The sequence below is a fragment of the Novosphingobium sp. 63-713 genome (assembly GCF_001898925.1).
Classification (GTDB): Bacteria; Pseudomonadota; Alphaproteobacteria; order Sphingomonadales; family Sphingomonadaceae; genus Novosphingobium.
The window spans coordinates 86,882-111,783 of record NZ_MKVS01000047.1 but is presented as its reverse complement, the minus strand read 5'-3'; the positions used below and the strand labels follow the sequence as shown (position 1 = coordinate 111,783).

The following is a 24,902-nucleotide window of genomic DNA, read 5'->3' as shown; positions in this document are numbered from 1 at the left end:
TAATTAAATGCAAAGGGGTTCTCACCGACCCAAAATACCCGAAAGTTGAAGGAGCTGGCGCAAAAATAAGATCCAGATCTATCCGCGCGCAGGTCTCATAAGTAATGAGACCTGCGCGCGGGTTGGCGTAGACACAGGTGTTGATTACTGATTCTATGGGCTTTCCCAAGAGGAGGGCTGCAAGTGGCGCAACGTTCGATCGGGCAGGAACAGTTTGGTTTCGCGGGGCGCGAGCGGGCGGCTTCATCGCTCGATGCGCTTGTCTCGCTGATCGACTGGAGCCAAGTGGCCGTACTGCTCGATCCTCTTTATCCTGCTGCCAAGGGCGAGCCGGCCTGGCCGCCGCTGGCGATGTTCAAGGCCCTACTTCTGTCGATCTGGTACGACCTGTCCGACGTAAAGCTGGCCGAAGCGCTCGATGATCGAGCCTCCTTTCGCCGCTTCTGCGGGTTCTCGGCGAATGAAGCGACGCCCGAGCGGACCGCCTTCGTCCGATTCCGCAGGCTGCTCCTTGCTCACCGACTGGATCGGACTCTGTTTGAGGTCGTGACCGCACAACTCAAGGCCAAAGCGGTAACGATCAAGACCGGAACGCTTGTCGATGCCACCATCATTGCCTCGGCCAGCGAGGAGGACGGTGACGCGCGTTGGGTCAAGCACAAGGGCAAACGGGCTATTCACGGCTTCAAGGCCCATGTTGGCGCCGACGCCGATACGGCATTGGTCGAGGAACTGTCGGTCACATCTGCCAATATCAACGCTGGCAAGGCAGGTCCTGAAGCATTGCTCGAAAATCCCGGTGAGGTGTTTGCCGACAGCGCCTATCGCGGCAATCACTTCCGCGATGCCGTGCGTGCCAAGGGTGGGATACCCCGGATCGTCGCTACCGGGATGTGGGGCGCGACGAAGCCGAAACGCTGCGCAAGCTCCATGAATGGAACCAGCCGATCCATCGCGTGCGCGGCCGGATTGAGAAGATCTTCGGAACCTGGAAGCGCTGCTACGGCCTTCGTCGAATGCGATGGCGAGGTCTCGCCAAAGCTGCCGTCCAGGTCCATCTCACCGCCATCGCCTACAACCTCAAGCGCACCATGAATATTCTGGCGGCAGCTGCCTGAGCGTTCGAATTGCTATGCCGACGTGCTGGCCAAACAAACGCCGGCCCGAGGATCCGGAAAAATACGCCGTCTCTTCAGTGCCCTACGCCAACCCGCGCACAGGTCTCATAAGTGACGTGCTTCCCAGCTTTCCGCCAGTTTGGATGAACACACTACGGAAATACGTTATGTAATTTACATGATGAGGAAATAGGTCCTGCAATGAACAGGCTGCGGAAATACGCCCTGGATACGCAGGCTGAATCACACCGATGCGCTGATGGAAAGGCCTTTTCCGTGGCCTGTTGGGTTTGGGGTTTCTTTATGCCTCTGGCGGGCAAAGGGCGCCCGAGCATCGCACCAAAAAGTGGGAACCGGTTTTTGGCATCGGCGATGCGACGACAAAGATCCGGCCTTTGCAATCCCGTTAATGGGGTGGTGCTTGTATGGCCAATGTGGGGTGATGACATAAAAGCCTGCGGCGCTAATAAGGGGCGCCGCAGGCTTTCAATTTTCAGACGGTGCGTCCGACACCTGTCGCCGAACCCGTGGCGCGACATAGACAGTAATGGGAGCGCGAGGGACGAGTCCCTCGCATCTAAAAACCCCCTTAAACCCTCATCCCGGCCCGCCCGGCCAGCTCATGCACATAATGCCACGCGATCCGCCCCGATCGGCTGCCGCGCCGCTTGGACCATTCCAGCGCATCGCCCACTTCAAAGCTCAGCCCCAACTCCTGCGCATAGCCGGAAATAATCGCGAGATAATCGTCCTGAGAGCAGGCATGGAAGCCGATGGAGAGGCCGAAGCGGTCGGCCAGCGCCAGCTTGTCGTCGACCACATCGCGCGGGTTGATGGGATCGTCCTGTTCGCCCAGAGAGCGCCCGACGATGGCGCGGCGGTTCGATGTGACGGCAAGGCGGACATTGGCCGGGCGCGCCTCGACCCCGCCTTCGAGCCATGAGCGCAGCGCGCGCGGGCCGGAGAGATCGCCTTCCTCAAAGCCGAGGTCGTCAATGAAGGTGAGGAATTGCCGTTCGACGCGTCCCAGCATGGCAAACAGCGCCGAGAGCGAGGAGAGCGCATCGGGGGCCACCTGAACTAGCGCGATGGCGCCGGGGTGGGCCTGCGCGGCGTTCAGCACGCTGGCGCGCACCAGCGCCGATTTGCCCATGCCGCGCGATCCCCACAGCAGCATGTCATGCGAGGCATGGCCTGCCGCCAGCCTTGCGACATTGCGGGCAACCGCTTCTTTCTGCTGCTCAATGCCCTGAAGCAGGCGCAATGCGGGGGCGTCCAGCCGATCCACCCCGCGCGCGGTCCGCCCATCCCAGACATAGGCGGGATGGGCCAGCCATTCGGCGGGTGCCGGGGCGGGGGGAGCCAAATGCGCGCCCAGTCGCTCCAGAGCATCGGCAATACGGGCCAGCGGATCGCCCTGATCGGCCATAAATTCGTTCCTTATGCTTGGCTTTGCTGCTCTTGCGCTATAGCGGGAGAGCTATGGCTGACAATGATCTTCCCCGTATCGTGACCACCGCGCCTGATGATCTGGCGCTGGCGGCGCGCGCCTTGCGCGACGGGGCGATTGTCGCGGTGCCCACCGAGACGGTTTACGGACTGGCCGCGCGGGCGGACAGTGTCGATGCCGTGGCCGCGATCTATCGCGCCAAGGGACGACCGGATTTCAACCCCTTGATTGTCCATGTGCCCGATCTTGCCGGAGCTGAGGCGCTGGCGGTGCTCGATGATCGCGCGCGGGGGTTGGCGGCGGCTTTCTGGCCGGGGCCTTTGACGATGGTTCTGCCGCGCCGGGATGATGCGCCTTTGGCGGCGGCGGTGACGGCGGGCCTGCCCACGGTGGCGATTCGCTGTCCGGCGCATCCGGTGATGCAGGCGATTTTGCGCGAATCCGGCCTGCCGCTGGCCGCGCCCTCGGCCAATCGCAGCGGCGGGGTCAGCCCTACCACGGCGGGTCATGTCGCGGCCTCGCTGGGCGGGCGGGTGCCGGTGATCGTTGATGGCGGGGCGTGCAAGGCGGGGATTGAATCGACGATTGTCGCCCTGCGCGACGATGGCGGATGGCAGGTGCTGCGTCCCGGCCCGATCACTTCGGCGGATCTGGCCGCGGTGCTGGGGCAGGGCGAGGCGCATGAGGATCGCGGCATCGAGGCGCCGGGGCAAATGACCAGCCATTATGCGCCGGGCAAGCCGGTGCGCCTGAATGCCGCTGAGAAGGCCGCTGACGAGTTTTACATCAGTTTTGGGACGGAGGAGGGCGATAGTGTACTTTCGCGCTCAGGCGACCTTGCAGAGGCCGCCGCGCGGCTTTACGCGGCGCTGCATGAGGCGGCCCATGCGCCGCAGCCCAAAGTGGCCATTGCGCCCATCCCGGATAAAGGCATCGGCGCGGCGATCAACGACCGCCTGCGCCGCGCCGCTGCGCCGATCTGAACCGTGCCGGTTCAGGGTTCGCACACCAATTTGCCCGAACCCATCGCGCTGACCTCGCATTTCGCGCGGCCTTTGACATGGACCGATCCCGAACCCATCATCGAAGCCTTCACCGTCCCGTCCGAGGCGAATTGCGTGTCGCCTGAACCAAGGATCGAAATATCGGCCTTGTCGGCCTTCAGGGGGGCCATCTCGGCGCTGCCGCTGCCCGCGATATTGACCTTCAGATCGGCGGTATGGCCCGCCCCGCGATAGGTGCCCGAACCGCCGATCGAGATTTCCAGCTTTTCGCCGTCCACCTTGGGTGTTTCGATATCGCCCGAACCCACGATGTTGATTTGCGCCTCACGCGCCAGATCGGCGCTGGTGATCTTGCCCGATCCGGTCATGGTCAGCGATTTGGGCGCGGGCATGGTCACCAGCACCGAAACCGCCTCGCCGGTGTTCCAGCCTTTCCTGTCGCGCAAAATCCCCAGCGTGCCGTCCTTCAGCGTAAAGCGCAGGTGCGACGCCTGATCGGGGGCGCCATCGACCTTGATGGCCAGTTTTTCGCCCGCTTCGATTTTTACCGCATCGGGGCCAAGCACCACCACGCTGTCGGGCGCCGGGCCGGACAGGTCGAGTTCGGCCAGCGGCTTGCCCGCGCCATGCAGCGAAACCTCGCCATCGTGGCATCCCGATAGAATGGCGGTCATGCCGATGGCGATCATCGGGGCAAAGGCGGATGTGATCTTGCGAAAGTCCATGGGGCTGCTCCCTGACATATTGCGTGTTGGTGTTGTAATACACCACACACCCAAAGGGAAGCCCCAAAGAAAAAGGGGCCGCCCCGACGGGCAGCCCCTCTTTGCAAACCCATACGGGCCCCGGCCGATCAGACGGCGGCGGCGGCCTCGTAATATTTGGGCGCATACTCATTAAGGATCGCGAGGATCTTCTTCAGAGCAGCCGGTTCGTCGGTCTTTTCCATCGCGGCCAGTTCGCGCGCGAGGCGGCTGGAGGCGGCTTCAAAGATCTGGCGTTCCGAATAGGACTGCTCGGGCTGATCGTCGGCGCGGAACAGGTCGCGGGTCACTTCGGCGATCGAAACCAGATCACCCGAATTGATCTTCGCTTCATATTCCTGGGCGCGGCGCGACCACATGGTGCGCTTGACCTTGGGCTTGCCCTTGAGCGTGTCCATCGCCTCGCGCAGGGTCTTGTCCGAGGACAGCTTGCGCATGCCGATGGCTTCGACCTTGTTAACCGGAACGCGCAGCGTCATGCGTTCTTTTTCAAACCGCAACACATACAGTTCAAGCTTCATCCCCGCGATCTCCTGCTCAAGCAGTTCGATCACCCGGCCAACGCCGTGCTTGGGGTATACGACGTAATCTCCGACATCGAAGGCGTGCGCCTTGGCGGTCATCTATCGTCCTTTCACTCGGCTCGGTGCAGCATGGAGAGGATCACGGCGGATATTGCGCATGCCCGTGCAAAAGTGATGAGCTTTTGCTGCGGTATGATGCGAAACATCAACCGAGTGCTGCAACGACGCCTTTCATGGTCAGGGGGTTCGACCCGGTTCTTTGCGATGACGACAGGCCAGACATAGGGACAGCCTGTCGCGACTGTCCTATTATATAGCACGCCTGTAACAAAATTGCCAGAGGCCAGCGGTGCGTTTATCGCAACCCCAGCCTCTGGCAGCAAAATTTTATCGTTCGGGCACCCGAAAATGCCTTCCGGGGGTGATTCGCCCCCCGGTAGATTCTCTTAGTCGCCTTCGCCCGGCGCTTCAGAGAAGAACTTTTCGAACTTGCCGTCCACGCCCTTGAATTCGTCGGCGTCCTCGGGCGAATCCTTCTTGGTGGTGATGTTGGGCCATTCGGCGCTGAACTTGGTGTTCAGCTCCAGCCACTGCTCCAGCCCGCTTTCGGTGTCGGGCAGAATGGCTTCGGCCGGGCATTCCGGTTCGCAAACGCCGCAGTCGATGCATTCGCTCGGATTGATCACCAGCATGTTTTCGCCTTCGTAAAAGGCGTCAACCGGGCAGACTTCCACGCAATCCATGTATTTGCAGCGGATGCAGGCGTCGGTAACGACATAGGTCATGGCTGCAAATCCCCTTTCAATGAAGAACAAACTTTCCCCGCTGCTAGTGGGGAAGGGGCGGTCTCGTCAAGCGCCTCATAACAGCTTTGTGCTTCATTTGGCGGTCCGCGCCGGTTTGGCATGGCGATCAACCGGATGATCCGCACCCCCGAAGGCACCGGCAGCACCAGCACATCGCCCACCGCGACCGAGGCCGAACAGCGTTCGATGCGCGTGCCGTTGCGGCGGATATGGCCCGCCTCGACCCATTCCTGCGCCGCGCCCCGGGTTTTGACCAGCCGCAGAAACCAGAGGAGCTTGTCGATCCGCATCAGGCCACCAGCGAGGCCAGAGCGGCAAAGGGGCTGTCGACGTCCATCGCGGCCTGCTGACGGGTGGATGCCTCGGTCTCACGCCGGGGAGGATGCCAGCGCCAGACCAGCGGGGCGGGTGGACCATAGACCTCGGCCGGCAGCACGCGCGGCATGATCGGGCGAAATCCGCCCAGCCGCAGCAGATGGGCATAGGCCCGCGTCGAGAGGCCGATTTTCACCGCCTCACCCGGATCGAGCGAGAAGGCCGTCTTGCCGGTTTTTCCGCTCGCCGCCTTGCGCCGCGCATGGGCCTCGCGCAGCAGCCGGTCGGCCCGGTCGATGCGCAGCGCCTCCTGGCCCAAGCGGCGATAGAAGCGCGGCACAGGCTTGTCGCTCAGCTTGACCACCGGGGCCATCGGCTGGGCGATGATGCCCTTTGCGCCCACCGCCGATTGCCATAATTGCAGCGGCGCGGCCTTGACCATCGCGGGGTGAAACACATCGAGCGGCCCGATCCGCACCCCCAGCCTGCGCAGCACATCGCGCTGGGGCGGAGAAAGCTTTTCCACCCCCGAGGCGGCGCGATCAACCATCCCGCCCCCCTCAATCATGCGGATGAGCAGCGCGCGCAGATCCGATCCGCTGTCGGGATCAAGGCTGGCCGCCTCCATTGCCGCCAGCGGGGCAAGCGGTTTCCACCGCCGCGCCAGCCATTGCCCCAGCGCCGCGATCAGATCGGCGCGCAAGGGCGCGGCAAGCCGGTCGAGCAAAGGCACAGCCGTCAGCGTAGGGGTGAGCAGCGCCCGCCCCCGCGCGATCCGGGCAAGAGGATGGCCATGCCAGACGATGCTCTCGCCTTGCATCTCCACATCGGCCTCGCCCGCATTCAGCGCCGCGATCAATTCGCCCGCGCGCCGGGCCAGCAGGTCGGGCAAATGCTTCTCCGCCGCCGCCTGAAGCAGCCGCGCATCCTCGTGCCGCGCCGAAGGATCGACGCGAAAGGCAAAGCCGCTCAGCGTGCCGATCTTCTCGCCCTCGACCAGCACATCATCGCCCTCCATCGCGACCGACAGCAGGCCTGCGTCCGGCCCCAGCTTGCGCATCAGAACGGTGGTGCGCCGGTTGACGAAACGCTCGGTCAGGCGGGCGTGCAAGGCATCGGACAGGCGCGATTCCACCTCACGCGCGCGGGCCGCCATTTCATCGCGCGCCAGCACCCAATCGGGCCGCTGGCAGATATAGGACCACGAACGCACCGCCGCGATCCGGCCCTGCAACGTGTCGATATCGCCCTGCGTGTTGTCGAGCTGGGCAATGGCGCGCGGGGCAGTGTCGGCGGCCAGCGGCCCGTGGCGCAATTCCTCCCACAGGCGGGCGATGAAACGGGCGTGGGTTTCGGCTCCCTGCTGGCGAAAATCGGGCAGCGAGCAGGCTTCCCAGAAACGGCGCACCATACCGGTGCCGCGCACGCCGGGGGCAATATCGGGGTCTTCGGCCAGGCGCTTGAGCACGGCCAGATCGATAGCTTGGGGCGCTGCGATCAGTTCGGCCTTGGCCGGGGGCCGTTCGAGCGAATCGATCAGCCGCGCTACCGAATCAAAGCTGAGATCGGATTCGCGCCAGAACAGGCGGGTCAGCGGGGCGAAGCGGTGTTCCTCGATCGCATAGATTTCCTCATCGGAAAATTCCGCGTCATGGCCCCCGGTTCCGGCCAGCGTGCCAAAGGTCCCATCGCGCTGATGCCGCCCGGCGCGCCCGGCGATCTGCGCCATTTCGGTGGGCAGCAGGCGGCGCTGGCGCACCCCGTCATATTTCGACAGCCCGGCGAAAGCCACATGGGTGATATCAAGGTTCAACCCCATGCCGATGGCATCGGTGGCCACCAGATAATCGACCTCGCCCGATTGATAGAGTTCGACTTGACGGTTGCGGGTTTCGGGGGAAAGCGCGCCCATCACCACCGCCGCGCCGCCGCGAAACCGGCGCAGCATTTCGGCCACGGCATAGACCTGCTCGGCGCTGAACGCGACGATGGCGCTGCGCGGCGGCACGCGCGACAGTTTCTTCGCGCCCGAGTGGCTGAGCGTGGAAAAGCGCGGGCGGCTGACGATCTCGGCCTCGGGTACGAGAGACTTGACCAGCGGCTCCATCACCGAGGAGCCGAGCAGCATCGTCTCATCGCGCCCGCGCGCATGCAGAAGGCGGTCAGTGAAAATATGACCGCGATCCCGATCACCGCAGAGTTGAATTTCGTCGATGGCGACAAAGGACAGGTCGGTGAAGCGGGTATTCGCGCCCTTTTTGGGCGCGCCGCGCACCGGCCCCCTTACCGGCATCGCCTCAACCGTACACAGCAGCCAGCGCGCATTGGGCGGCTCGATCCGCTCCTCGCCGGTGATCAGCGCGACATGCTCCGCGCCTTTGATCGCGCAGACCTTCTCGTAAACCTCACGCGCCAGCAGCCGCAGCGGAAAGCCGATGGCGCCCGAGGAATGGGCGCAGAGCCGCTCGATGGCCAGATGGGTCTTGCCGGTGTTGGTGGGGCCAAGCACGGCCTTTACCCGGCCATCGTGGGATTGTTGCGGGCGAAACGAAGCGCGCAGGTTGGGGGTGTGAACCATTACCCCCTGAATGTGGCAAAGCAGACCCGGCCCTGCAAGGGGCGCTTTGTCGCATTCGGGGGCCAATGGACCAAAAGGCCACAGGTTTAGCGATGACTTAACCATCATGAGGCAGGGAGGGAGGTGTAGAAATCTCCTTTGCAAAGACCATCATGGCAAGCTGCGCTTTTTCCACCCCTGTCGTCTTGCCGCCGGCTCTGGCCGCACGGATGCGGCGTGCCTTGCGCGGTTTCGACTTTGCCACCGACCTCGCCGAGGAGATCGGCACGGCGCGCTGGTATCGCGGGCTGGGGTTGATGCTGGGCGGGATCGGGCTGGCGGTTGCGCTATGGCCGGGCATCGGCGGCGGCCCTGCGATCCAGTCGCAGCCGATGGACGCCGTCGCGCGCCAGGAATGGCGCAGTCAGACCGTCCAGCCCCTGCTCTATGGCGGCGACACCGGCAGCAGGATGGGGCCGACCGCACGGCTCGTTCCACTGGCGCAGGCGCCCGAGCGGCCCAGTCTCGATCTCTCGGTGATGCTGGCGCAGGAGGACAGCGTCGAGGCGATGCTCAGCCGCGCCGGGGTTTCGGCGGCCGACAATGGCACGGTGCGCAGCGCACTGGCCTCCGCCGTAGCACTGGAGGATATCGCGCCGGGCACGCGCTTTGCCCTGCATCTGGGGCAGGCCGCAGGCGCAGGGGCGGCGCGCCCGCTCGAAAGCCTTTCCCTGCGCGCGCGTTTCGATCTCGACCTGACGCTGACCCGTTCTGCAGGCGGTTTTGCCGTGGTTCGCCATGTTCTGCCGGTCGATTCAACGCCTTTGCGCATTCGCGGTGTGGCCGGGGCCAGCGTCTATCGCGCCGCGCGCGCGGCGGGCGCGCCGATGAAGGCGATCCAGCAATTCCTGGCCGCCATCGACGCTCATCTCAGTCTGGATGAGGTTCATCAGGGCGATGTCTTCGACATGGTGGTCGATTACAAACGCGCGCCCGATGGTCAGGTCGAGGTGGGCGATCTGCAATATGCCGCCATCGAATCGCATGGGCATATGGCCAAGCAATTGCTGCGCTGGGGCAAGGGCCGCGATGCGCAATTCTATGACGCCTCCGACATGGCCCAACAACGCGCGACGCAGGCGTTGGTGATGCCGGTCGCGGGCGCGCGGATCAGTTCGGGCTTTGGCCTGCGGCTGCATCCGATCCTTGGTTTTGCGCGGATGCATTCCGGCACCGATCTGGCCGCGCCATGGGGCGCCCCGGTCTATGCGGTGGCCGATGCGCTGGTCAATTTCGTCGGGCCGCATGGCGGGCATGGCAATTACATCCGGCTGGACCATGGCGGGGCGGTCTCCACCGGCTATGGCCATCTTTCCCGATTTGCCGTGTCGCCGGGCATGAGGGTGCGCGCGGGGCAGGTGATCGGCTATGTCGGCTCGACGGGCCTGTCGACCGGCGCTCATCTGCATTATGAAGTGTTTCGCGGCGGGGCGTCGGTCGATCCGATGTCGGTGGGCTTTACCGTGCGCGCCGGAGTGGACCGGGCCGAGCTGGCCGCGTTTCGCGCGCGTCTGGCGGCGGTGCTTCACGTGAAACCTTCGGCGGGGCTGGGGCCGGTCGGGGCGCAAATGGCAATGCGCGCGCCTGCATCGGGCGCGGTCTATTGATTGGCGTCCCCTGTTGATTGACGTCAAAGCCTGAAGGGCTGGCCTATGGCAGCCGATTGCATTATCTGTTGCATAAGGATGGCCCCCGTGAGTGATGAAACCGACCAGATCGAAGGCGAACAGGTGGCCCGCAAGACGCCCTATGAGCGGCTGGGCGGGCGCGAGGTGATCGCGGCCATCACCAACCGTTTCTATGATCTGATGGAGGCTGATCCGGCCTATGCCGAGTTGCGCGCAATGCATGCCGCCGATCTGGGGCCGATGCGCGAAAGTCTGGCCGGGTTTCTGACCGGATGGTCGGGCGGGCCGCGCGACTGGTTCGCCTCGGGCAAATGCATGATGAGCATGCATCGCGGATTGCCGATTGCGCGCGAAACCGCCGATCAATGGGCCGCCGCCATGCGCCGCGCGATTGCCGATGTGGCCCCGGAGGATAAGGTGATGGCGGACGCCATGGCGGGCGTGCTGGAGGAGATCGCCGGTTCGATGGTGCCGGTTGGGGTTCCCGTTGAGGCGTCAGCGGACTGAATGCACAGGCTCGACCGCTCCCGACGCAGCCTTGCCATCGCGCTTTCGGCGCTGGCGGGCTTTGTCGATGCCAGCGGTTTTGTCGCCAATGGCGGCTATTTCATCTCCTTCATGTCGGGCAATTCGACGCGCATGGCGGTCAATCTGGCCAGCGATATGCGCCGCGCTCTGGTGCCTGCGGGGCTGATCATGGGCTTTGTGCTGGGCGTGGCGCTGGGCACAGCGGTGGCGGCGCGTTCGGGCGCGTGGCGCAAGGTGGCGGTGCTTGGCATGGTCTGCGCCTTGCTGGCGGTGGGCGCGCTGACGCATGGCACGGTGATTGCCCAGGGGGCGCTGGTGCTGGCGATGGGGGCCTTGAACGCCACGTTTCAGCGTGAGGGCGAGGGGAGCCTTGCGCTGACTTACGTGACTGGAGCGTTGGTGAAAGCGGGCCAAGCGCTGGGCGGGCAGAAGGTGCCGGGTGCGGGGGCCGGGCTGGCGCTATGGCTGGGTCTGGTGCTGGGCGGTGTGGGCGGTGCGGCGATGGGGCTGCATCATCCAGAGGCTGGCCTGTGGATGGGGGCGGCATGGGCGGCCGTCGCAACATTGGCCGCCGTCAGCATCACGCGGCCCTAGGCCGCAGGCAGCATCACGCGGCAATAGAGAGCAGTTTTTCGCGCGAGGTCGCCCCGCGCAGCAGCGTTACCCGGCTCGATCCGATGCCCAATGCCTGCGCCACCAGTTCGATCACCGCTTCGGTCGCCTTGCCGTCCTCAGGCTTGGCGCGGACCTTGACCAGCAACCGGCCCTCGACAATCTCGACCCCCTTGCTGCGCGCGCCGGGCGTCACCTTGACCGCCAGCCTGCCCTCGCCATCGACCAGCGCGCGGATGGCCTCGGGCGCGGGCAGGGCGAGTTTAGGCCGCGCCATGCAGCAGCATATCGTCCAGCGCCGCCTTGTGATCGCGCCCGTTGCGGACATAGGCGGCCACGCCGCGCTGCATGTCGGCCAGTTGGGCATCGTCCAGTTCGCGCGCATAGCGGGCCGGTTGGCCGATCCACATCTGACGGCTGGGGATGCGCTTGCCGGGGCTGAGCAGCCCGCCTGCGGCCAGCATCGCGTCCTCTTCGACCACACAGCCATCCATGACGATCGCGCCCAGCCCGACGAAAGACCGGTCCATCAGCGTGCAGCCATGCACCATCGCCATATGGCCGATCAGCACATCCTCGCCGATGACGGTGGGGAAACCATCGTGCATTCCCGGTTTGGGGCTGTCGCAATGGACCACGCTGCCGTCCTGGATATTGCTGCGCGCGCCGATGCGAATCGAATTGGCATCACCGCGAATCACGCAATTGTACCAGATGCTGACGTCCGGCCCGATTTCGACATTGCCGATAATCCTGCAACCTGGTGCAATAAAAGCACTTTCATGGATGCGGGGCCAGATGCCCTTGAACGGGGCGATGGTAACGTCTGAACGCATGGTGTCCTCTCAGCTCTTCGGCCGTGCAATGCGATAGAGAACATGGGGACGCAAGCGATCAGTTTCCAGAAGGGCGGGGTGATCGAAATCTTCATCCGGCGCATGGGCCATGCCGATCCGCATCATCAGCGCCCGGCTTTTGGCATTTTCGCGCGTGGTGATGGCAACAATCGTGGCCATATCGCGATGCGTCCATGCCCAGCCCAGTACCGCGCGGGCGCTTTCCGTGCCATAGCCCTGACCCCAAGCGGCGCGGGCCAGACGCCAGCCAATCTCGTATTCCGACAGCGGGGGGCGGGGCGGGCAAAATCCGCACATGCCAAGGAATTGCCCATCCCCGCGCCGCTCCATCGCCCAGAACGTGTGGCCATGCTGCGCCTGCATGGCCATCATCCGGTCGATCATCGCATCGCTGCTCTCGCGGTCCAGCGAGGGCAGGTAGCGCATCACCTCGGCGTCCTGCGCCATCATCCAGGCGGCGTCGCGGTCGCGATCCTCCCATGGGCGCAGGATCAGCCTGTTGGTGATGATGGGCAGAGCGTCAGACAATTTCAGGCATTCAGCAGGCGCGCGGCATGCAGCGCATGATAGGTCAGCACTCCGCTGCAGCCCGCCCGCTTAAACGCCAGCAAGGTTTCCAGCACCATCGTGTCGCGATCCGCCGCGCCCGCAGCCACGGCGGCCTCGATCATCGCATATTCGCCACTCACCTGATAGGCGAAGACTGGCACGCCGAATTGCTGCTTCACGCGGATGGCGATGTCCAGATAGGGCAGGCCGGGCTTGACCATCACGCTGTCCGCGCCCTCGGCCAGATCGACGGCGACCTCGCGCAGCGCTTCCTCGGCATTGGCCGGGTCCATCTGGTAGGTCTTCTTGTTGCCTTTCAGCAGCCCGCGACTGCCCACCGCATCGCGGAAGGGGCCATAGAAGGCGCTGGCATATTTGGCGGCATAGGACATGATCTGGACGTTGTGGTGGTTTTCGGCCTCCAGCGCCTGCCGAATCGTACCGATGCGGCCGTCCATCATGTCCGAAGGGGCGATGATGTCCGCGCCCGCCGCCGCCTGATTGAGCGACTGGCCCACGAGTACCTCAACCGTGGCGTCATTGAGCACATAGCCCGCATCGTCGATCAGCCCGTCCTGACCGTGGCTAGTATAGGGATCGAGCGCGACATCGGTCAGCACGCCGATATCATCGCCGCAGGCATCCTTGATCGCGCGGATGGCGCGGCACATCAGATTGTCGGGGTTGAGCGCCTCGGCGCCATCCTCGCTGCGGCGCTCGGGCTGGGTATTGGGGAAGAGCGCCAGCACGGGGATGCCCTGCGCCACGGCCTCTTTGGCCCGCGCGACGATGCCATCCACGCTCCAGCGCGAGACGCCGGGCAGCGAGGGGATCGGTTCCTCAACGCCCGCGCCTTCGGTGACGAACAGGGGCCAGATCAGGTCGGCGGGGGTCAGGATGTTTTCGCGGTGAAGCGCGCGCGACCAGCCGGTGGCTCGGGTACGGCGCAGGCGAAGCGCCGGAAAGGGCGCGGGGATGGTCTGGGTCATGGGCGCAGGGTCTAAACCCCTTGCGGCTTTACGAAAAGGGAGAATTGAAGGGCGGGACGTTTTGCCCCACCCTTCAATCCTTTGATTTATCGACTTATTCGCTCTCGCCCTCATTCTCGCCGCCGTTTTCGGACGGCTCGGATGCGGCGCTGGACTTCTTCTTGCCCTTGGGCGTCTTTTTCGCGTCCAGCTTGGGCGCGGCCGGCACGAGCAGGAAGGTCAGCTCGCTCCTGCCATCCTCGCCTTCCTTGACCGTGACATTGACCTCGCCGCCATGGGCCAGCTTGCCGAACAACAGTTCCTCGGCCAGCGGTTGCTTGACCTTGTCCTGAATGAGGCGCGACATCGGCCGCGCGCCATAGAGCCGGTCATAGCCGCGATCACCCAGCCATTCGCGCGCTGCCGCATCGAACTGGATATGCACGTTCTGATCGGCCAGCTGCAGTTCGAGCTGGAGGATGAACTTGTCCACCACGCGGCTGACCACTTCCTTGCCCAGATAGGCAAAGGGCACGATAGCATCCAGACGGTTGCGGAATTCGGGGGTGAAGAGGTTGCGCACCGCTTCCTCGCCCGCATCCGCCTTGGAGATGTCGCCAAAGCCGATACCGCTGCGCGCCATGTCGGACGCGCCCGCATTGGTGGTCATGATCAGGATCACGTTACGGAAATCGACCGTCTTTCCGTGGTGATCGGTCAGGCGGCCATTGTCCATCACCTGAAGCAGGATGTTGAACAGATCCGGATGGGCTTTTTCGATTTCGTCGAGCAGCAGCACGCAATGCGGTTGCTGGTCAATGGCATCGGTGAGCAGACCGCCCTGATCAAAGCCGACATAGCCCGGAGGGGCACCGATCAGGCGCGAGACCGAATGGCGCTCCATATATTCCGACATGTCGAAACGCTGGAGCGGGATGCCCATGATTTCCGACAGACGCTTGGCCACCTCGGTCTTGCCGACGCCCGTGGGGCCGGAGAACAGGAAACAGCCGATCGGCTTGTCCGGATCGCGCAGGCCCGCCCGGCTCAGCTTCATGGCCGAGGAGAGCACTTCGATGGCCTTGTCCTGACCAAACACCTGGCGCTTGAGATCGCGTTCCAGATGGCCCAGCACCGCGCGGTCGTCCTTGCTGACCGACTTGGGAGGGATGCGCGCCATCGTGGCGATCACGGCCTCGATCTCGCGCTCGGTGATGGTCTTCTTGCGCTTGGAGGGCGGCACCAGCATCTGCATCGCGCCCACTTCGTCGATCACGTCGATCGCCTTGTCGGGCAGCTTGCGGTCGTTGATGTAGCGCGCGGACAGTTCCACCGCCGACTTGATCGCGCCCGGCGTGTATTTCACCTTATGGTGATCTTCAAACGCGGTGCGCAGACCTTTCAGGATCTTGATCGTGTCCTCGATGCTCGGTTCGTTCACATCGATCTTCTGGAACCGGCGCAGCAGGGCGCGGTCCTTTTCGAAGTGATTGCGGAACTCCTTATAGGTGGTCGAGCCGATGCAGCGGATCGAGCCGCCCGAGAGCGCGGGCTTCAGGAGGTTGGACGCATCCATCGCCCCGCCGCTGGTGGCGCCGGCGCCGATGACGGTGTGGATCTCGTCGATGAAGAGGATCGCGTGCGGCATCTTTTCGAGTTCCGAAACGACCTGCTTCAACCGCTCTTCAAAATCGCCGCGATAGCGCGTGCCCGCCAGCAGCGAACCCATATCGAGCGAATAGATCACCGCATTGGCCAGCACTTCGGGCACTTCGCCCTCGACGATCTTGCGCGCAAGACCCTCGGCAATCGCGGTTTTGCCCACGCCGGGGTCGCCCACATAAAGCGGGTTGTTCTTCGACCGGCGGCACAGGATCTGGATCGTGCGGTCCACCTCGGGCCCGCGCCCGATCAGCGGATCGACCTTGCCGCCCAGCGCCTTTTCATTGAGGTTGACGCAGAACTGGTCGAGCGCGGAATCCTTCTTGTTGGCGCTGCCCGCCGACTTGGTTTCCTGCTTTTCTTCCTGACGCGGTTCTTCGGCCTCGGCGCCCTTGGGGCTCTTGTCCTCGATCTTCTTGCCGCCCTTGCCGATGCCGTGGCTGATAAAGCTGACGGCATCCAGACGGCTCATGTCCTGCTGCTGCAGGAAATAGACCGCATAGGAATCGCGTTCGGAAAACAGCGCGACCAGCACATTGGCGCCGGTGACCGTATCCTTGCCGCTGGATTGAACATGCAGGATGGCGCGCTGGATCACGCGCTGGAAACCGGCGGTCGGGGCCGGATCACCCTTTTCCTTGGTTTTCAGGCTCTGGTATTCCTGATCCAGATATTGCTTCACCGCCTCGGCCAGATCGCCCAGATCCACACCGCAGGCGATCATCACCTGCGACGCATCGGGATCGTCGATCAACGCCAGCAGGAGATGCTCCAGCGTTGCATATTCATGGCTGCGCTCCGACGCCTGGCTGAGTGCCGCGTGGAGGGTCTTTTCGAGACTTTGGGCGAAACTGGGCATTGATCGCGCTTTCGCTACTAAGAGGGCAGGGGGCTGGAGGGAAGGGATGGGCGAGCAAGCCGGGATGATACCTCGGCAGGATATGCGACAACAGGTGTGATAAAGCCCATATGGCGATCCCCTGCACAATTACGAGGGGGCGCGCGCATCAGCTTGTCGCACCCGATGAGGACGGGGCCGATGGGGCGGATGTCCGAAACAGCGCCTCGGCGGCAAGGCGATTGGCGGCGCTGCGGGCCTTGTGTGCACGAACCCGCGCGATCTCGGCTTCCAGCAGAGCCACGCGCGTATCCAGTTCGTCAATCGAATAAGGCTCAAGGCTCTCCAAAGAGAGGGAGGCCGCAGCGTCCTTGCGACCGCTTGCCAAAGCATGGGGGCGATCTTCATCTTCCATTGGCAACAGCATCGGACTGCTTTCGCTTGCTGTCAACAGGGCGTGAGGCTAGGGATTACAGTTAAATAGTGTATTACAGCATCGCGGGGCAATCATGGGGTCTGTGCTTCCCGAATTTATGAAGGCGGTGACATTCGATTCTCCGGGGCCGGCGCAGGTCCTGAAAGTGTCGGATCTGGCGGTGCCGATGCCCGGCGCGGGTCAGGTTTTGATCAAGGTGGCCGCTGCCGGGGTCAACCGGCCCGATGTGATTCAACGTCTTGGCCAATATCCCGCGCCCAAGGGGCATTCCCCGATCCTGGGGCTGGAAATCGCGGGCGAGGTGGTGGCGCTTGGGGCGGGCGCCGATCCCGCATTGCTGGGCCAGAATGTCTGCGCGCTGGTCAATGGCGGGGGATACGCACAATACTGTATTGCCGAGGCGGGCATATGCCTGCCCGTGCCCGATGGTCTCTCGATGGTCGAGGCGGCCGCGATTCCCGAGACGCTGTTTACCGTGTGGCACAATGTGTTCGAACGCGGCTGGGCCAGCGAGGGCGAGCGCGTGCTGGTCCATGGCGGCACCAGCGGGATCGGCACGATGGCGATTACACTGGGCAAGGCCTTCGGGCTGGAGGTGATCGTCACCTGCGGCAGCGACGAGAAGTGCGAACGCGCGATCGAACTGGGCGCGGCCCATGCGATCAATTACCGCACCCATGATTTCGTCGAAGAGGTCAAGCGCATCAGCCATGGCGAAGGCGTGCATCTGGTGCTGGACATGGTGGCGGGCGATTATGTGGCGCGCAATCTGAAATGCCTGGCCGATGACGGGCGCCATGTCACCATCGCGGTTCAGGGCGGGGCCAAGGCCGAGGTGCTGATGTGGCGGGTCATGGCGCGGCGCCTGACGCTGACGGGATCGACGCTGCGGGCGCGCTCCAACGCTTTCAAGGTGCTGCTGGCGCAGGAAATCGCCGCCAATGTCTGGCCGCTGGTCGATGAGGGCGAGGTCCGCCCCGTCATGGCGCGCACCTATCCGCTCGAACAGGCGGCACAGGCTCATGCGCAGATGGAATCGGGCGATCTGGTCGGCAAGATTGTGCTGGAGGTGGTATGAGCTATCCGTTGCTGCGTCTGAGCGATGACCGGGCATGGGTGGAAATCCGCAAGGGACGCGGCGCGGTCACCTGGAACGACATGGAGCGCGTCTTTGAAGGCGCCGCCAGGGCCGGGCAGGAATGGCGCGGCGATGAGGGCGGCAAGCTCTCCGGGCGCTGCTGCATCTCGTCCTCACATGTCGATTCCACGCTCAGCCTGCCCTATGCCGTGCATGGTCAGGACGGGGTGAATGTCGGTCAGGCCGTTGAACTGGCCTTTCCCGATGACATGATCTGGAAAGCCTCGCTGCATGGACAGGCCTTTGTCCTGCATGAGGATCCGATTTCGGCCAATTGCTACAAGATCCGGCTGACGGCGGCCCTGCTGGGCCTGCCTTTGTCGCGGCGAGCCTATGATATCCGCAAGAGCGAGACGCGGACGCCTGAATTTCTGGCGCGGGTCAATGCCAATGGCCGCATCCCGGTGCTGGAAATCGCCGGGGCCAGCGGCATCCGCTTTCTGCCCGAAAGCAATGCGGCCTGCTGGTATCTGGCCAGCGGTTCGCGCCTGATCCCGACCGACCGCTTTGCGCAGGCCGACATGCTGCGCTGGATGTTCTTTGAACAATATAATCACGAGCCCAATGTCGCCACCCTGCGCTTCTGGCTGGCCTATCTGGGCGAGGAAAACCTGAGCGACGCGCAAAAGGGGCAATTGGACGCCAAGCGCAGCGCGGGCGAGGCGGCGCTGCGGCTGATGGACGAACATCTGGCGATGCACGACTGGTTTGTCGGCCATGGCATCACGCTGGCCGATATCGCGCTCTTTGCCTATACCCACGTGGCCGGGGAAGGCGGCTTCGTTCTGGATGATTTTCCCGCCATCCAGCGCTGGATTGGCCGGATTGAGGCCCTGCCGGGCTTTGTGCCGCTGAATTAACGGCGCAAATCCGCGCGATTTTGCGGCAAAACGCTTGCCCAGAATCAATCCCGCGCTTATGGGGAAAAGGTTAGGCCGCTCCGTGAAGGGGCGGCCCTTCTATTTTGTGCCCGGTTTTGGCGGGTTTTTCCCGCCTCAAACACGCTCGGAGATGACCCGTGACCCAGCCCACCCCGCTGATGCCGCATGCAACGGCCTCGTGGCTTGTCGACAATACCGCGCTCACGTTTGAGCAGATCGCAGACTTCTGCGGACTGCACATTCTCGAAGTGCAGGCCATGGCCGACGATCTGACCAGCGCCAAGTATATGGGCCGCGATCCGCTGCGCGCGGGCGAACTGACCGCCATCGAAATCGAACGCGGCCAGAACGACCCCAACTATCGCCTCAAGATGTTCAAGGCGCCCGTCACCGTCAGCCGCACCAAGGGCCCGCGCTATACGCCGGTGTCCAAGCGCCAGGACAAGCCCGACGGCATCGCCTGGATCCTGCGCAACCACCCCGAAGTGTCGGACGCCCAGATCAGCAAGCTGATCGGCACCACCCGCACCACCATCGCCGCGATCCGCGACCGCAGCCACTGGAACATCGGCAACATCACCGCCAAGGACCCTGTGACGCTGGGCCTGTGCTCGCAGCGCGAACTGGACGCGATGGTGGCCAAGGCCGCCAAGGGCCGCAGCGCCGAGGATGACGAGGCCGACGTCCAGCGGTTGGGCAGCGACCGCGACGCGCTGATCGAAGAACTGCGCGCCGCCCGCGAAGCGCAGGCCAAGGCCGCCAGCGAAGCCGCGCAGGAAGCCGAAGCCGCCGCATGGCTCGCCGCCAAGCGCGCTGCGGAGGCCGAAGGGCGCGAATAAGCGCTTCGGTTTCTCGGTATGGAAAAGGGGGCTGCCTTCGGGTGGCCCTTTTTTTTTGGTTTTGCAGGGGTTTTAAGAGGCCTCCGGCGGGCAAAGGGCGGGGGCCCTTTGCAATCCCGTTATGGGGTTGCGCTTTGGTTCGTAAGCGGGTGGGTGGGGCTTCGGTTGTAAAGCCTGCGGCGCGGCAAGCTCATCTCTATCCGCGCCGCAGGCTTTAAACTTCAAACGCTGCGTCCGACACATAACGCCGAACCCATGGCGCCACGCAGACAGTAACGGGAGCGCGAGGGACTGGTCCCTCGCATTCATCCTTCCTTCTTCAAAACCCCGATCAAGCCCCACCCCACTGCCCGATCCTTGGATCCAACGCCACCGCCTGCCGCCGCAGGGCCGCCCGCGCCAACCGCTCCACCTCGACCTTGCGGCGCGCCGGGGCCAGCGGCATCAAAGGCGCGGACCGCAGGATTTCGGCGTCATAGCCATCGGCCACAATCAGGCCGCATTGGTCGGGGCGAAAGGCTTCGCTTTCCATGCAGGCGCGGTCGAGATGGCTGGCCAGCCCCCAGAAGAAGCGGTCGCAATGGTCGAGATAGTCGGTCCATTTGCCATCGCCCATCAGGTCGGCGCGGGCCACTTTGATTTCGACGATGATGACCTGTCCCTTGGCGTCGATGCCCATCAGGTCGGCCCGCCGCCCGTTGCGCAGCGGCATTTCGGCCATGCACCAGATGTCGTTGCGGGCAAACAGGCGGGAAATCCCGCGCGCGACCGCCAGAGCATCGGCGGGCATGCCATCGGGAATCAGCGAATCAGGCGAAATATCCATCTCACCATTTTAGGAACAGAAGGCGAACTTACAAGCCCTGATCGTCGCTTGCCGGGGCCAGCGCCAGCAAGCCGCGCCGTGCCGAGGTGAACTCCTGCCACAGCGCGCGCGCTGCGGGCACCACATCGCCGCCGCGTTCATGCACCGAGAGCAGCGCCGCCACGCCCGGCTCCATAATGGCGACCAGATCGCCGATGGATTGTTCGATCAGCCGCGCCCGGCGCGGATCTGCCCCGCGCAAACCGGTCGGAAAAGCCAGCAGCGCGGCCACTTCCTGCGCGGAATTTTCCCCGGCCAGCGCGGCAATCGCCCGCGCCGCTTCGCGCAGCGCGCCCCAGCGCATGCCCAGCGGATCGACATTGTCGTCGGGCAAAGCCCCCGATTGGGCCAGAGCATCGGAAGAGGAGGGCAAGGGTTCCATGAACCGTCATTATAAAACCTAGGCCTTGCCAAAAACCTAATACAGCAAACTTTTTTACCATACAGCGAAAATCTCTGGCCACGACGGTCAAGCGCTGCTAACCGCGCAGACATTCGGTGCGCATCCGTAGCTCAGCTGGATAGAGTACTGCCCTCCGAAGGCAGGGGTCACAGGTTCGAATCCTGTCGGGTGCACCATTTCCCTTCATCGACGCGCTGAACGCCGGGACGATCAGTCCTTTCGCGCGCCCAGCACCACATCCAGCACGGCATGGTGCAGTTGCGCCGGGGTCAGGTCGATGCGTTGATCCGATCCGCGCACATATTGCCCCTGTGCATCGAGGCGGACCATCACATAGGGCGTATGCCGCGCGCCGCCCGGCCGGGTCGCGCCGGGGATGCTGGGGCGATGGTCGCCGAAAAAGACCAGCATCGCCGGCCGCCCCGCCTGCGCCATCCGCTCGACCAGCGTGGCCAGCATGGCATCGCTGTTGCCGACCAGCCGCAGATAGCTGCGGACCAGATCGCGCTCGGCGCCTGCGGCCTCCTCGGGTGCCCATGGGCCGTGGTTTTCGATGGTGACGGCATAGATCATGGTCGGCCCGTCGGCCTGCGATGCCAGCGTGTGGATCGCATCGGCCATGGCCGCATCGGTGACATAGCGGCCGTCCTCGGGCCGGGGCGGGTCAAACCTTTCCTCGCCCACCAGTTCGTCAAAACCCGCTGCGGGCATGATCGCGTCGCGGCCGTAAAAGCGCATGTCATGCGGGTGGACAAAGAGGCTGCGCCAGTTGGCCGCCTGCAACCGCGCGGGCAGCGCATAGGATGCCTCGCCCAATGCGGTGAGGAAGGGGTCATAGCGGCGGAAACCGAGCACATCCTCGTCGCGCCCAAACAGCACACCATATTCGGTGCGCATCGTATAGGCGCCAAAGCCGCTGACCTCGAGGCGGCCCCATTGCCATGCCTGCGCCCGGGCGGCGGCTAGGCCGGGCAGGGCGAAATCGGGTTGGGCGGGATGGTCGGGGCTGAAGAGTTCATGCGGATCGGCAAAGGATTCACATTGGATGATGATCACCAATTCGGGTGCGTCATCATCGGGCGCATGTCGCGCCACGGAGGGGCAGGGGGCGGGGTCCTGACTCGCCCGCCACCGTCGCCAGTACAGCACCAGCACCGGCACCAGCCCATGGCTGCGGACATCGCCATGGGCATCGGGCATGGTGACGAGAGGACGACACGCCCGCAGGCTGAACGCCAGCACGACCAGCCCGCCCGCCAACAGCGCCGCGCCCGCCAGATGCGGCGCCACCGCAGGATCGAACAGCCATACCAGCACCGCCACCAGCGCCAGCGCGATCAGCCCGACCGCCACCCTTTGCCATGGCCGGACGGCGGAAAGATAGAATTGCGGATGCCGGAACACCGCCCCGACGAGTGCCAGATCGGAAAAAAGCAACGGTTCACCCAGCATCGCATGTTTGGCGTTCGAGGCCAGCGTAAACAGGGCGGCCAGCGCCAGCACCAGCACCGCGGCAACCATCATGCTGCCGCTGAACATCAGAAACAGGCCGAACAGCGCGATTGTCGTCCAGCCCATCAGCCATAGGCCGATCAGGCTGCGCCCCGGCAGGCGAGGCCGGGGATGGACCAGCGCATCGAGCGCCATGACCATCACGAGCAAAGCTGCAAAGGTCAGCACCTCGGATATCGCCCTAAGCAGATCCTGTTCACCCCGTTGACCCCTTCAGGTCGATTTCCGTGCGCCTCATCACGCGGCCGGGCCATAGCCTGCTCTGTGGACAGTGTCATCAGGTCTCGTGTTTCAAATATAGATCTTTCCGAGTCTTGCCCGATACATGGGAGGGGACTAACGCCGGAGCAAAGAACAGGGGCAAACGTGTCCCGGCCTTTCGCATTGCTGTTGGATGGAGCGTTTTTGCACATGCCAGATATTTCGGCCGCGTCCCCGGCTCTTGCCGAAACCGCGGAATACACCTGGTCGGGCGGCGCCAGGCGTCATGTGCTGCTGTTGCAGGGGCTGATGGGGCCGTTGTTCCGATGGCTGGGTCGCGGGCTGATGCGCGACGGACATAGCGTCCACAAGGTCAATTTCAACGGCGGCGACCGGGCGTTCTGGCGCCTGCCCAATGGCATCGATTATCGCGGGTCGCTGGAGGAGTGGCCCGGGGCGTTGCGGCGGCTGATCGGGGACAAGGGAATCACCGATGTGGTGCTTTTTGGCGATTGCCGTCCGCACCATCTGATCGCGCGACAGGTGTGTCAGGAGATGGGCATCCCCGTCCATGTGTTCGAGGAAGGCTATATCCGGCCCGATTGGGTGACGCTGGAGCTGGGCGGGGTCAATGGCCATTCCTCTTTGCCGCGCGATCCGGTGTGGTATCGTGAAACCGCCGCCGCTCTGCCGCCCGTTCCGCCCCATGCGCAGGTCCCTTCCTCGTTCCGCCGCCGGGCGACCGAGGGGCTGATCTACAACGTCGCCGATGTGTTTACCCGCTGGCGCTATCCCCACTGGAACAACCATCGGCCATGGCCGCCGCTGGTCGAGGGCATGGGGTGGCTGCGCAAGCTGCGTCAGGGCAAGGAAAAGCGCGCGCGTGGCGCGGAACTGATCGCCCGGCTGGAAACAAGCGACCAGCCCTATTTCATCTTTCCGCTCCAGCTTGATTCGGATGCCCAGATCCGCCTGCATTCGCCCTTTTCCGGCATTGCCGAGGCGCTCAAGCTGGTGCTGGGCTCTTTTGCGGCCCATGCGCCCGCCCATGCGCGGCTGGTGGTCAAGGAGCATCCGCTCGACAACGGAGTGCGCGACTGGCGGCAGGAAACCGCCACGATTGCCGCGATGCTCGGCATTGCCGAAAGGGTCGATTACATGGACTGGGGCGACATTGTCCCTGTCACCCGGCGGGCGCAGGGCATGGTGACGATCAACAGCACCAGCGGCACTTTGGCGCTGGCCATGGGCGTGCCGGTGGTGGCGATGGGCAGCGCGGTCTATGACATTGCCGACATCACCTGTCAGGACGGGCTCGACGCTTTCTGGCAGAACCCCGTCGCGCCGGACAAGGAAACCTTTGATGCGTTTCGCCGGGTGCTGATCGATCGCTGCCTGATCCCGGGCGGTTTCTTTTCCGAGGAAGCACTGGACAAGGTGGTTCGCCACGCGATTGCCAGGCTGGAAGGGCGGCCGCTGCTGCCCGAATGATCGCTACCACCCCGGCGGGGCGAGCGAGCGCAGCAGGCGGTCGCGCAGAAACCGGGGGAGCGCCCGGTCGAACAGGCGCAGCAGGGCAAAATGCCATGGGGTAACCAAATGCGCGCGCCCCATGCCCTTTCGGCCCGCCATGGCGGCGCGCAGGATGCGCCTTGCCGCCTCCTTGGGCGAGAGCGGCATCGGGCGGGCGCCCGGTACCGCGCGGCCCGCCGCCGTGTCGATAAAGCCCGGAGAGGCCAGTGTAACCGACACGCCATGGGGCCGCATGGCGATGCGCAGCGAATCGGTGAAACGCGACAGCCCCGCCTTGCTGCCCGCATAGGAGGCGGCAAAGGGCAGCGCGTGAAAGGCGGCGGCCGAGCTGATCAGAACCAGCCGCCCGCCGCTCTTACGGTGGCCATTGCGGGCCGCCATCCGCCCGGCGAGGGCCGCCGCCATGGCCGCCGGAGCGATAAAATTAACCTCTATCAGCCGGGCGACCTGAGCGGGATCCTCGACCAGCGCGCCTTTGGCTCGGATGTCGCCAAGCCCTGAGGCGAAGATGGCCATATCGAAGGGACAGGCATCATCCTCGGCTAATAAAGCCGCGACCGCACCCTCCACATCGGTCAGATCCAGTGAACGCACATCGACCAGCGCTCCTTTCTCGCTGCATTGCGCAGCAATAGAGGCCAGTTTTTCGCGATCGCGTCCCCACAGTGAAAGTCGCGCCCCCGGACGCGCCAGTTGTCGCGCCATCGCCTGACCGAGTTCACCAGAGGCGCCAGTAACAATTGTTCGTTTCGGATGAAATTGATCGGTCATAAATCTGTTTTGGGTTAATGATGTAGATTATAAAACCGTCTGACGCTTACCACTTGACAGCAATGAGCCGGTGCTGTCCAGAC

25 protein-coding genes, 1 tRNA gene and 1 pseudogene are annotated in these 24,902 nt (G+C 64.0%); 11 read left to right on the top strand and 16 right to left on the bottom strand.

The window, feature by feature from the left end; all coding sequences use genetic code 11:
• Positions 1–183 precede the first annotated feature (183 nt).
• Together BGP00_RS18925 and BGP00_RS25430 are read left to right on the top strand one after the other, a co-directional pair.
• Positions 184–873: pseudogene (locus BGP00_RS18925) on the top strand (IS5 family transposase); the annotation flags it as partial.
• A gap of 20 nt (positions 874–893) precedes the next feature.
• Positions 894–1,118 carry a transposase gene (locus BGP00_RS25430; protein ID WP_366522309.1) on the top strand — a complete coding sequence of 75 codons (225 nt, stop codon included), beginning with the start codon at positions 894–896 and terminating at the stop codon, positions 1,116–1,118.
• A 589-nt stretch (positions 1,119–1,707) separates the two neighbouring features.
• On the opposite strand, the gene BGP00_RS18920 is transcribed toward BGP00_RS25430, so the two are convergent.
• Entirely contained in the window at positions 1,708–2,547 is an 840-nt protein-coding gene (locus BGP00_RS18920) for an ATP-binding protein (protein ID WP_168603229.1), read from the bottom strand.
• A gap of 53 nt (positions 2,548–2,600) precedes the next feature.
• On the opposite strand from BGP00_RS18920, the gene BGP00_RS18915 reads away from it, so the two are divergent.
• A complete protein-coding gene (locus tag BGP00_RS18915; protein WP_292688137.1) occupies positions 2,601–3,551 on the top strand; it encodes an L-threonylcarbamoyladenylate synthase in 951 nt (316 codons plus the stop codon).
• 11 nt (positions 3,552–3,562) lie between these two features.
• Here the strand turns inward: BGP00_RS18915 and BGP00_RS18910 are convergent, their stop codons facing one another.
• The 5 genes from BGP00_RS18910 to BGP00_RS18890 all read right to left on the bottom strand — a co-directional run bounded on the left by BGP00_RS18910 (position 3,563) and on the right by BGP00_RS18890 (position 8,559).
• Positions 3,563–4,297 (bottom strand): head GIN domain-containing protein, encoded by a 735-nt coding sequence (locus BGP00_RS18910; protein WP_292688135.1) that lies wholly within the window; start codon positions 4,295–4,297, stop codon positions 3,563–3,565.
• A 128-nt stretch (positions 4,298–4,425) separates the two neighbouring features.
• Positions 4,426–4,959 carry a CarD family transcriptional regulator gene (locus BGP00_RS18905; protein WP_168603226.1) on the bottom strand — a complete coding sequence of 178 codons (534 nt, stop codon included), beginning with the start codon at positions 4,957–4,959 and terminating at the stop codon, positions 4,426–4,428.
• Positions 4,960–5,306: 347 nt separating this feature from the next.
• The gene (fdxA, locus tag BGP00_RS18900) at positions 5,307–5,645 is read right to left on the bottom strand and encodes a ferredoxin FdxA (protein WP_168603225.1); all 339 of its coding nucleotides are present in this window, start codon (positions 5,643–5,645) and stop codon (positions 5,307–5,309) included.
• A complete protein-coding gene (locus tag BGP00_RS18895) occupies positions 5,642–5,956 on the bottom strand; it encodes an RNA-binding S4 domain-containing protein (protein WP_168603224.1) in 315 nt (104 codons plus the stop codon). The genes fdxA and BGP00_RS18895 overlap by 4 nt, the downstream gene beginning before the upstream one ends.
• Positions 5,956–8,559 carry a helicase-related protein gene (locus tag BGP00_RS18890; RefSeq protein WP_292688130.1) on the bottom strand — a complete coding sequence of 868 codons (2,604 nt, stop codon included), beginning with the start codon at positions 8,557–8,559 and terminating at the stop codon, positions 5,956–5,958. The genes BGP00_RS18895 and BGP00_RS18890 overlap by 1 nt, the downstream gene beginning before the upstream one ends.
• 152 nt (positions 8,560–8,711) lie before the next feature.
• Here BGP00_RS18890 and BGP00_RS18885 point away from each other — a divergent pair, with 152 nt between their 5' ends.
• The 3 genes from BGP00_RS18885 to BGP00_RS18875 all read left to right on the top strand — a co-directional run bounded on the left by BGP00_RS18885 (position 8,712) and on the right by BGP00_RS18875 (position 11,348).
• Entirely contained in the window at positions 8,712–10,205 is a 1,494-nt protein-coding gene (locus tag BGP00_RS18885; RefSeq protein ID WP_292688128.1) for a M23 family metallopeptidase, read from the top strand.
• Between the two features lie 87 nt (positions 10,206–10,292).
• Positions 10,293–10,733 carry a group II truncated hemoglobin gene (locus tag BGP00_RS18880; protein ID WP_292688126.1) on the top strand — a complete coding sequence of 147 codons (441 nt, stop codon included), beginning with the start codon at positions 10,293–10,295 and terminating at the stop codon, positions 10,731–10,733.
• A complete protein-coding gene (locus BGP00_RS18875) occupies positions 10,734–11,348 on the top strand; it encodes a DUF1275 family protein (protein ID WP_292688124.1) in 615 nt (204 codons plus the stop codon).
• A gap of 13 nt (positions 11,349–11,361) precedes the next feature.
• On the opposite strand, the gene BGP00_RS18870 is transcribed toward BGP00_RS18875, so the two are convergent.
• The 6 genes from BGP00_RS18870 to BGP00_RS18845 form a co-directional block, all read right to left on the bottom strand.
• The gene (locus BGP00_RS18870) at positions 11,362–11,643 is read right to left on the bottom strand and encodes a DUF167 domain-containing protein (RefSeq protein ID WP_292688122.1); all 282 of its coding nucleotides are present in this window, start codon (positions 11,641–11,643) and stop codon (positions 11,362–11,364) included.
• Positions 11,630–12,202 carry a gamma carbonic anhydrase family protein gene (locus tag BGP00_RS18865; protein ID WP_168603218.1) on the bottom strand — a complete coding sequence of 191 codons (573 nt, stop codon included), beginning with the start codon at positions 12,200–12,202 and terminating at the stop codon, positions 11,630–11,632. The genes BGP00_RS18870 and BGP00_RS18865 overlap by 14 nt, the downstream gene beginning before the upstream one ends.
• Before the next feature lie 9 nt (positions 12,203–12,211).
• Entirely contained in the window at positions 12,212–12,751 is a 540-nt protein-coding gene (locus BGP00_RS18860) for a GNAT family N-acetyltransferase (RefSeq protein ID WP_292688119.1), read from the bottom strand.
• A 2-nt stretch (positions 12,752–12,753) separates the two neighbouring features.
• Positions 12,754–13,761: a porphobilinogen synthase gene (hemB, locus tag BGP00_RS18855; RefSeq protein ID WP_292688117.1), complete on the bottom strand. Its 1,008-nt coding sequence runs from the start codon at positions 13,759–13,761 to the stop codon at positions 12,754–12,756.
• 94 nt (positions 13,762–13,855) lie between these two features.
• Positions 13,856–16,261: an ATP-dependent Clp protease ATP-binding subunit ClpA gene (clpA, locus tag BGP00_RS18850; RefSeq protein ID WP_292688115.1), complete on the bottom strand. Its 2,406-nt coding sequence runs from the start codon at positions 16,259–16,261 to the stop codon at positions 13,856–13,858.
• 148 nt (positions 16,262–16,409) lie between these two features.
• On the bottom strand, positions 16,410–16,655 hold the full coding sequence (locus BGP00_RS18845; protein WP_168603215.1) for a DUF1192 domain-containing protein: 246 nt from the start codon (positions 16,653–16,655) through the stop codon (positions 16,410–16,412).
• Positions 16,656–16,749: 94 nt separating this feature from the next.
• Between BGP00_RS18845 and BGP00_RS18840 the strand changes: the two genes are divergently transcribed.
• From BGP00_RS18840 to BGP00_RS18830, 3 genes are all read left to right on the top strand, one after another.
• Positions 16,750–17,754 carry an NAD(P)H-quinone oxidoreductase gene (locus tag BGP00_RS18840; RefSeq protein WP_292688112.1) on the top strand — a complete coding sequence of 335 codons (1,005 nt, stop codon included), beginning with the start codon at positions 16,750–16,752 and terminating at the stop codon, positions 17,752–17,754.
• 269 nt (positions 17,755–18,023) lie between these two features.
• Positions 18,024–18,674, top strand: coding sequence for a glutathione S-transferase family protein (locus BGP00_RS18835; protein WP_292689185.1), 651 nt, complete (start codon positions 18,024–18,026; stop codon positions 18,672–18,674).
• A gap of 158 nt (positions 18,675–18,832) precedes the next feature.
• Positions 18,833–19,534 (top strand): DUF1013 domain-containing protein, encoded by a 702-nt coding sequence (locus BGP00_RS18830; RefSeq protein ID WP_168603213.1) that lies wholly within the window; start codon positions 18,833–18,835, stop codon positions 19,532–19,534.
• A 331-nt stretch (positions 19,535–19,865) separates the two neighbouring features.
• Here the strand turns inward: BGP00_RS18830 and BGP00_RS18825 are convergent, their stop codons facing one another.
• Both BGP00_RS18825 and BGP00_RS18820 read right to left on the bottom strand, forming a co-directional pair.
• Positions 19,866–20,360, bottom strand: a complete 495-nt coding sequence (locus BGP00_RS18825; protein WP_292688110.1) for an MmcB family DNA repair protein — start codon at positions 20,358–20,360, stop codon at positions 19,866–19,868.
• A 28-nt stretch (positions 20,361–20,388) separates the two neighbouring features.
• Positions 20,389–20,781, bottom strand: coding sequence for a hypothetical protein (locus tag BGP00_RS18820; RefSeq protein ID WP_168603211.1), 393 nt, complete (start codon positions 20,779–20,781; stop codon positions 20,389–20,391).
• 120 nt (positions 20,782–20,901) lie between these two features.
• On the opposite strand from BGP00_RS18820, the gene BGP00_RS18815 reads away from it, so the two are divergent.
• Positions 20,902–20,978 (top strand) — tRNA-Arg (locus tag BGP00_RS18815).
• A gap of 34 nt (positions 20,979–21,012) precedes the next feature.
• Here the strand turns inward: BGP00_RS18815 and BGP00_RS18810 are convergent.
• Positions 21,013–22,482, bottom strand: a complete 1,470-nt coding sequence (locus BGP00_RS18810) for an LTA synthase family protein (RefSeq protein WP_292688108.1) — start codon at positions 22,480–22,482, stop codon at positions 21,013–21,015.
• 342 nt (positions 22,483–22,824) lie between these two features.
• Between BGP00_RS18810 and BGP00_RS18805 the strand changes: the two genes are divergently transcribed.
• On the top strand, positions 22,825–24,006 hold the full coding sequence (locus BGP00_RS18805) for a capsular biosynthesis protein (RefSeq protein WP_292689183.1): 1,182 nt from the start codon (positions 22,825–22,827) through the stop codon (positions 24,004–24,006).
• A gap of 3 nt (positions 24,007–24,009) precedes the next feature.
• Here the strand turns inward: BGP00_RS18805 and BGP00_RS18800 are convergent, their stop codons facing one another.
• Entirely contained in the window at positions 24,010–24,819 is an 810-nt protein-coding gene (locus BGP00_RS18800; protein WP_292688106.1) for an SDR family NAD(P)-dependent oxidoreductase, read from the bottom strand.
• Between the last annotated feature and the right edge of the window lie 83 nt (positions 24,820–24,902).

Excerpts from the sequence above, each read along its gene's own strand:
- BGP00_RS18920 (WP_168603229.1), bottom strand. The coding sequence starts at position 2,547 with ATGGCCGATCAGGGCGATCCGCTGGCCCGTATTGCCGATGCTCTGGAG.
- BGP00_RS18915 (WP_292688137.1), top strand. The coding sequence starts at position 2,601 with ATGGCTGACAATGATCTTCCCCGTATCGTGACCACCGCGCCTGATGAT.
- BGP00_RS18910 (WP_292688135.1), bottom strand. The coding sequence starts at position 4,297 with ATGGACTTTCGCAAGATCACATCCGCCTTTGCCCCGATGATCGCCATC.
- BGP00_RS18905 (WP_168603226.1), bottom strand. The coding sequence starts at position 4,959 with ATGACCGCCAAGGCGCACGCCTTCGATGTCGGAGATTACGTCGTATAC.
- fdxA (WP_168603225.1), bottom strand. The coding sequence starts at position 5,645 with ATGACCTATGTCGTTACCGACGCCTGCATCCGCTGCAAATACATGGAT.
- BGP00_RS18895 (WP_168603224.1), bottom strand. The coding sequence starts at position 5,956 with ATGCGGATCGACAAGCTCCTCTGGTTTCTGCGGCTGGTCAAAACCCGG.
- BGP00_RS18890 (WP_292688130.1), bottom strand. The coding sequence starts at position 8,559 with ATGGTTCACACCCCCAACCTGCGCGCTTCGTTTCGCCCGCAACAATCC.
- BGP00_RS18885 (WP_292688128.1), top strand. The coding sequence starts at position 8,712 with ATGGCAAGCTGCGCTTTTTCCACCCCTGTCGTCTTGCCGCCGGCTCTG.
- BGP00_RS18875 (WP_292688124.1), top strand. The coding sequence starts at position 10,734 with ATGCACAGGCTCGACCGCTCCCGACGCAGCCTTGCCATCGCGCTTTCG.
- BGP00_RS18870 (WP_292688122.1), bottom strand. The coding sequence starts at position 11,643 with ATGGCGCGGCCTAAACTCGCCCTGCCCGCGCCCGAGGCCATCCGCGCG.
- BGP00_RS18865 (WP_168603218.1), bottom strand. The coding sequence starts at position 12,202 with ATGCGTTCAGACGTTACCATCGCCCCGTTCAAGGGCATCTGGCCCCGC.
- hemB (WP_292688117.1), bottom strand. The coding sequence starts at position 13,761 with ATGACCCAGACCATCCCCGCGCCCTTTCCGGCGCTTCGCCTGCGCCGT.
- clpA (WP_292688115.1), bottom strand. The coding sequence starts at position 16,261 with ATGCCCAGTTTCGCCCAAAGTCTCGAAAAGACCCTCCACGCGGCACTC.
- BGP00_RS18845 (WP_168603215.1), bottom strand. The coding sequence starts at position 16,655 with ATGGAAGATGAAGATCGCCCCCATGCTTTGGCAAGCGGTCGCAAGGAC.
- BGP00_RS18840 (WP_292688112.1), top strand. The coding sequence starts at position 16,750 with ATGGGGTCTGTGCTTCCCGAATTTATGAAGGCGGTGACATTCGATTCT.
- BGP00_RS18835 (WP_292689185.1), top strand. The coding sequence starts at position 18,024 with ATGATCTGGAAAGCCTCGCTGCATGGACAGGCCTTTGTCCTGCATGAG.
- BGP00_RS18825 (WP_292688110.1), bottom strand. The coding sequence starts at position 20,360 with ATGGATATTTCGCCTGATTCGCTGATTCCCGATGGCATGCCCGCCGAT.
- BGP00_RS18820 (WP_168603211.1), bottom strand. The coding sequence starts at position 20,781 with ATGGAACCCTTGCCCTCCTCTTCCGATGCTCTGGCCCAATCGGGGGCT.
- BGP00_RS18805 (WP_292689183.1), top strand. The coding sequence starts at position 22,825 with ATGGGGCCGTTGTTCCGATGGCTGGGTCGCGGGCTGATGCGCGACGGA.
- BGP00_RS18800 (WP_292688106.1), bottom strand. The coding sequence starts at position 24,819 with ATGACCGATCAATTTCATCCGAAACGAACAATTGTTACTGGCGCCTCT.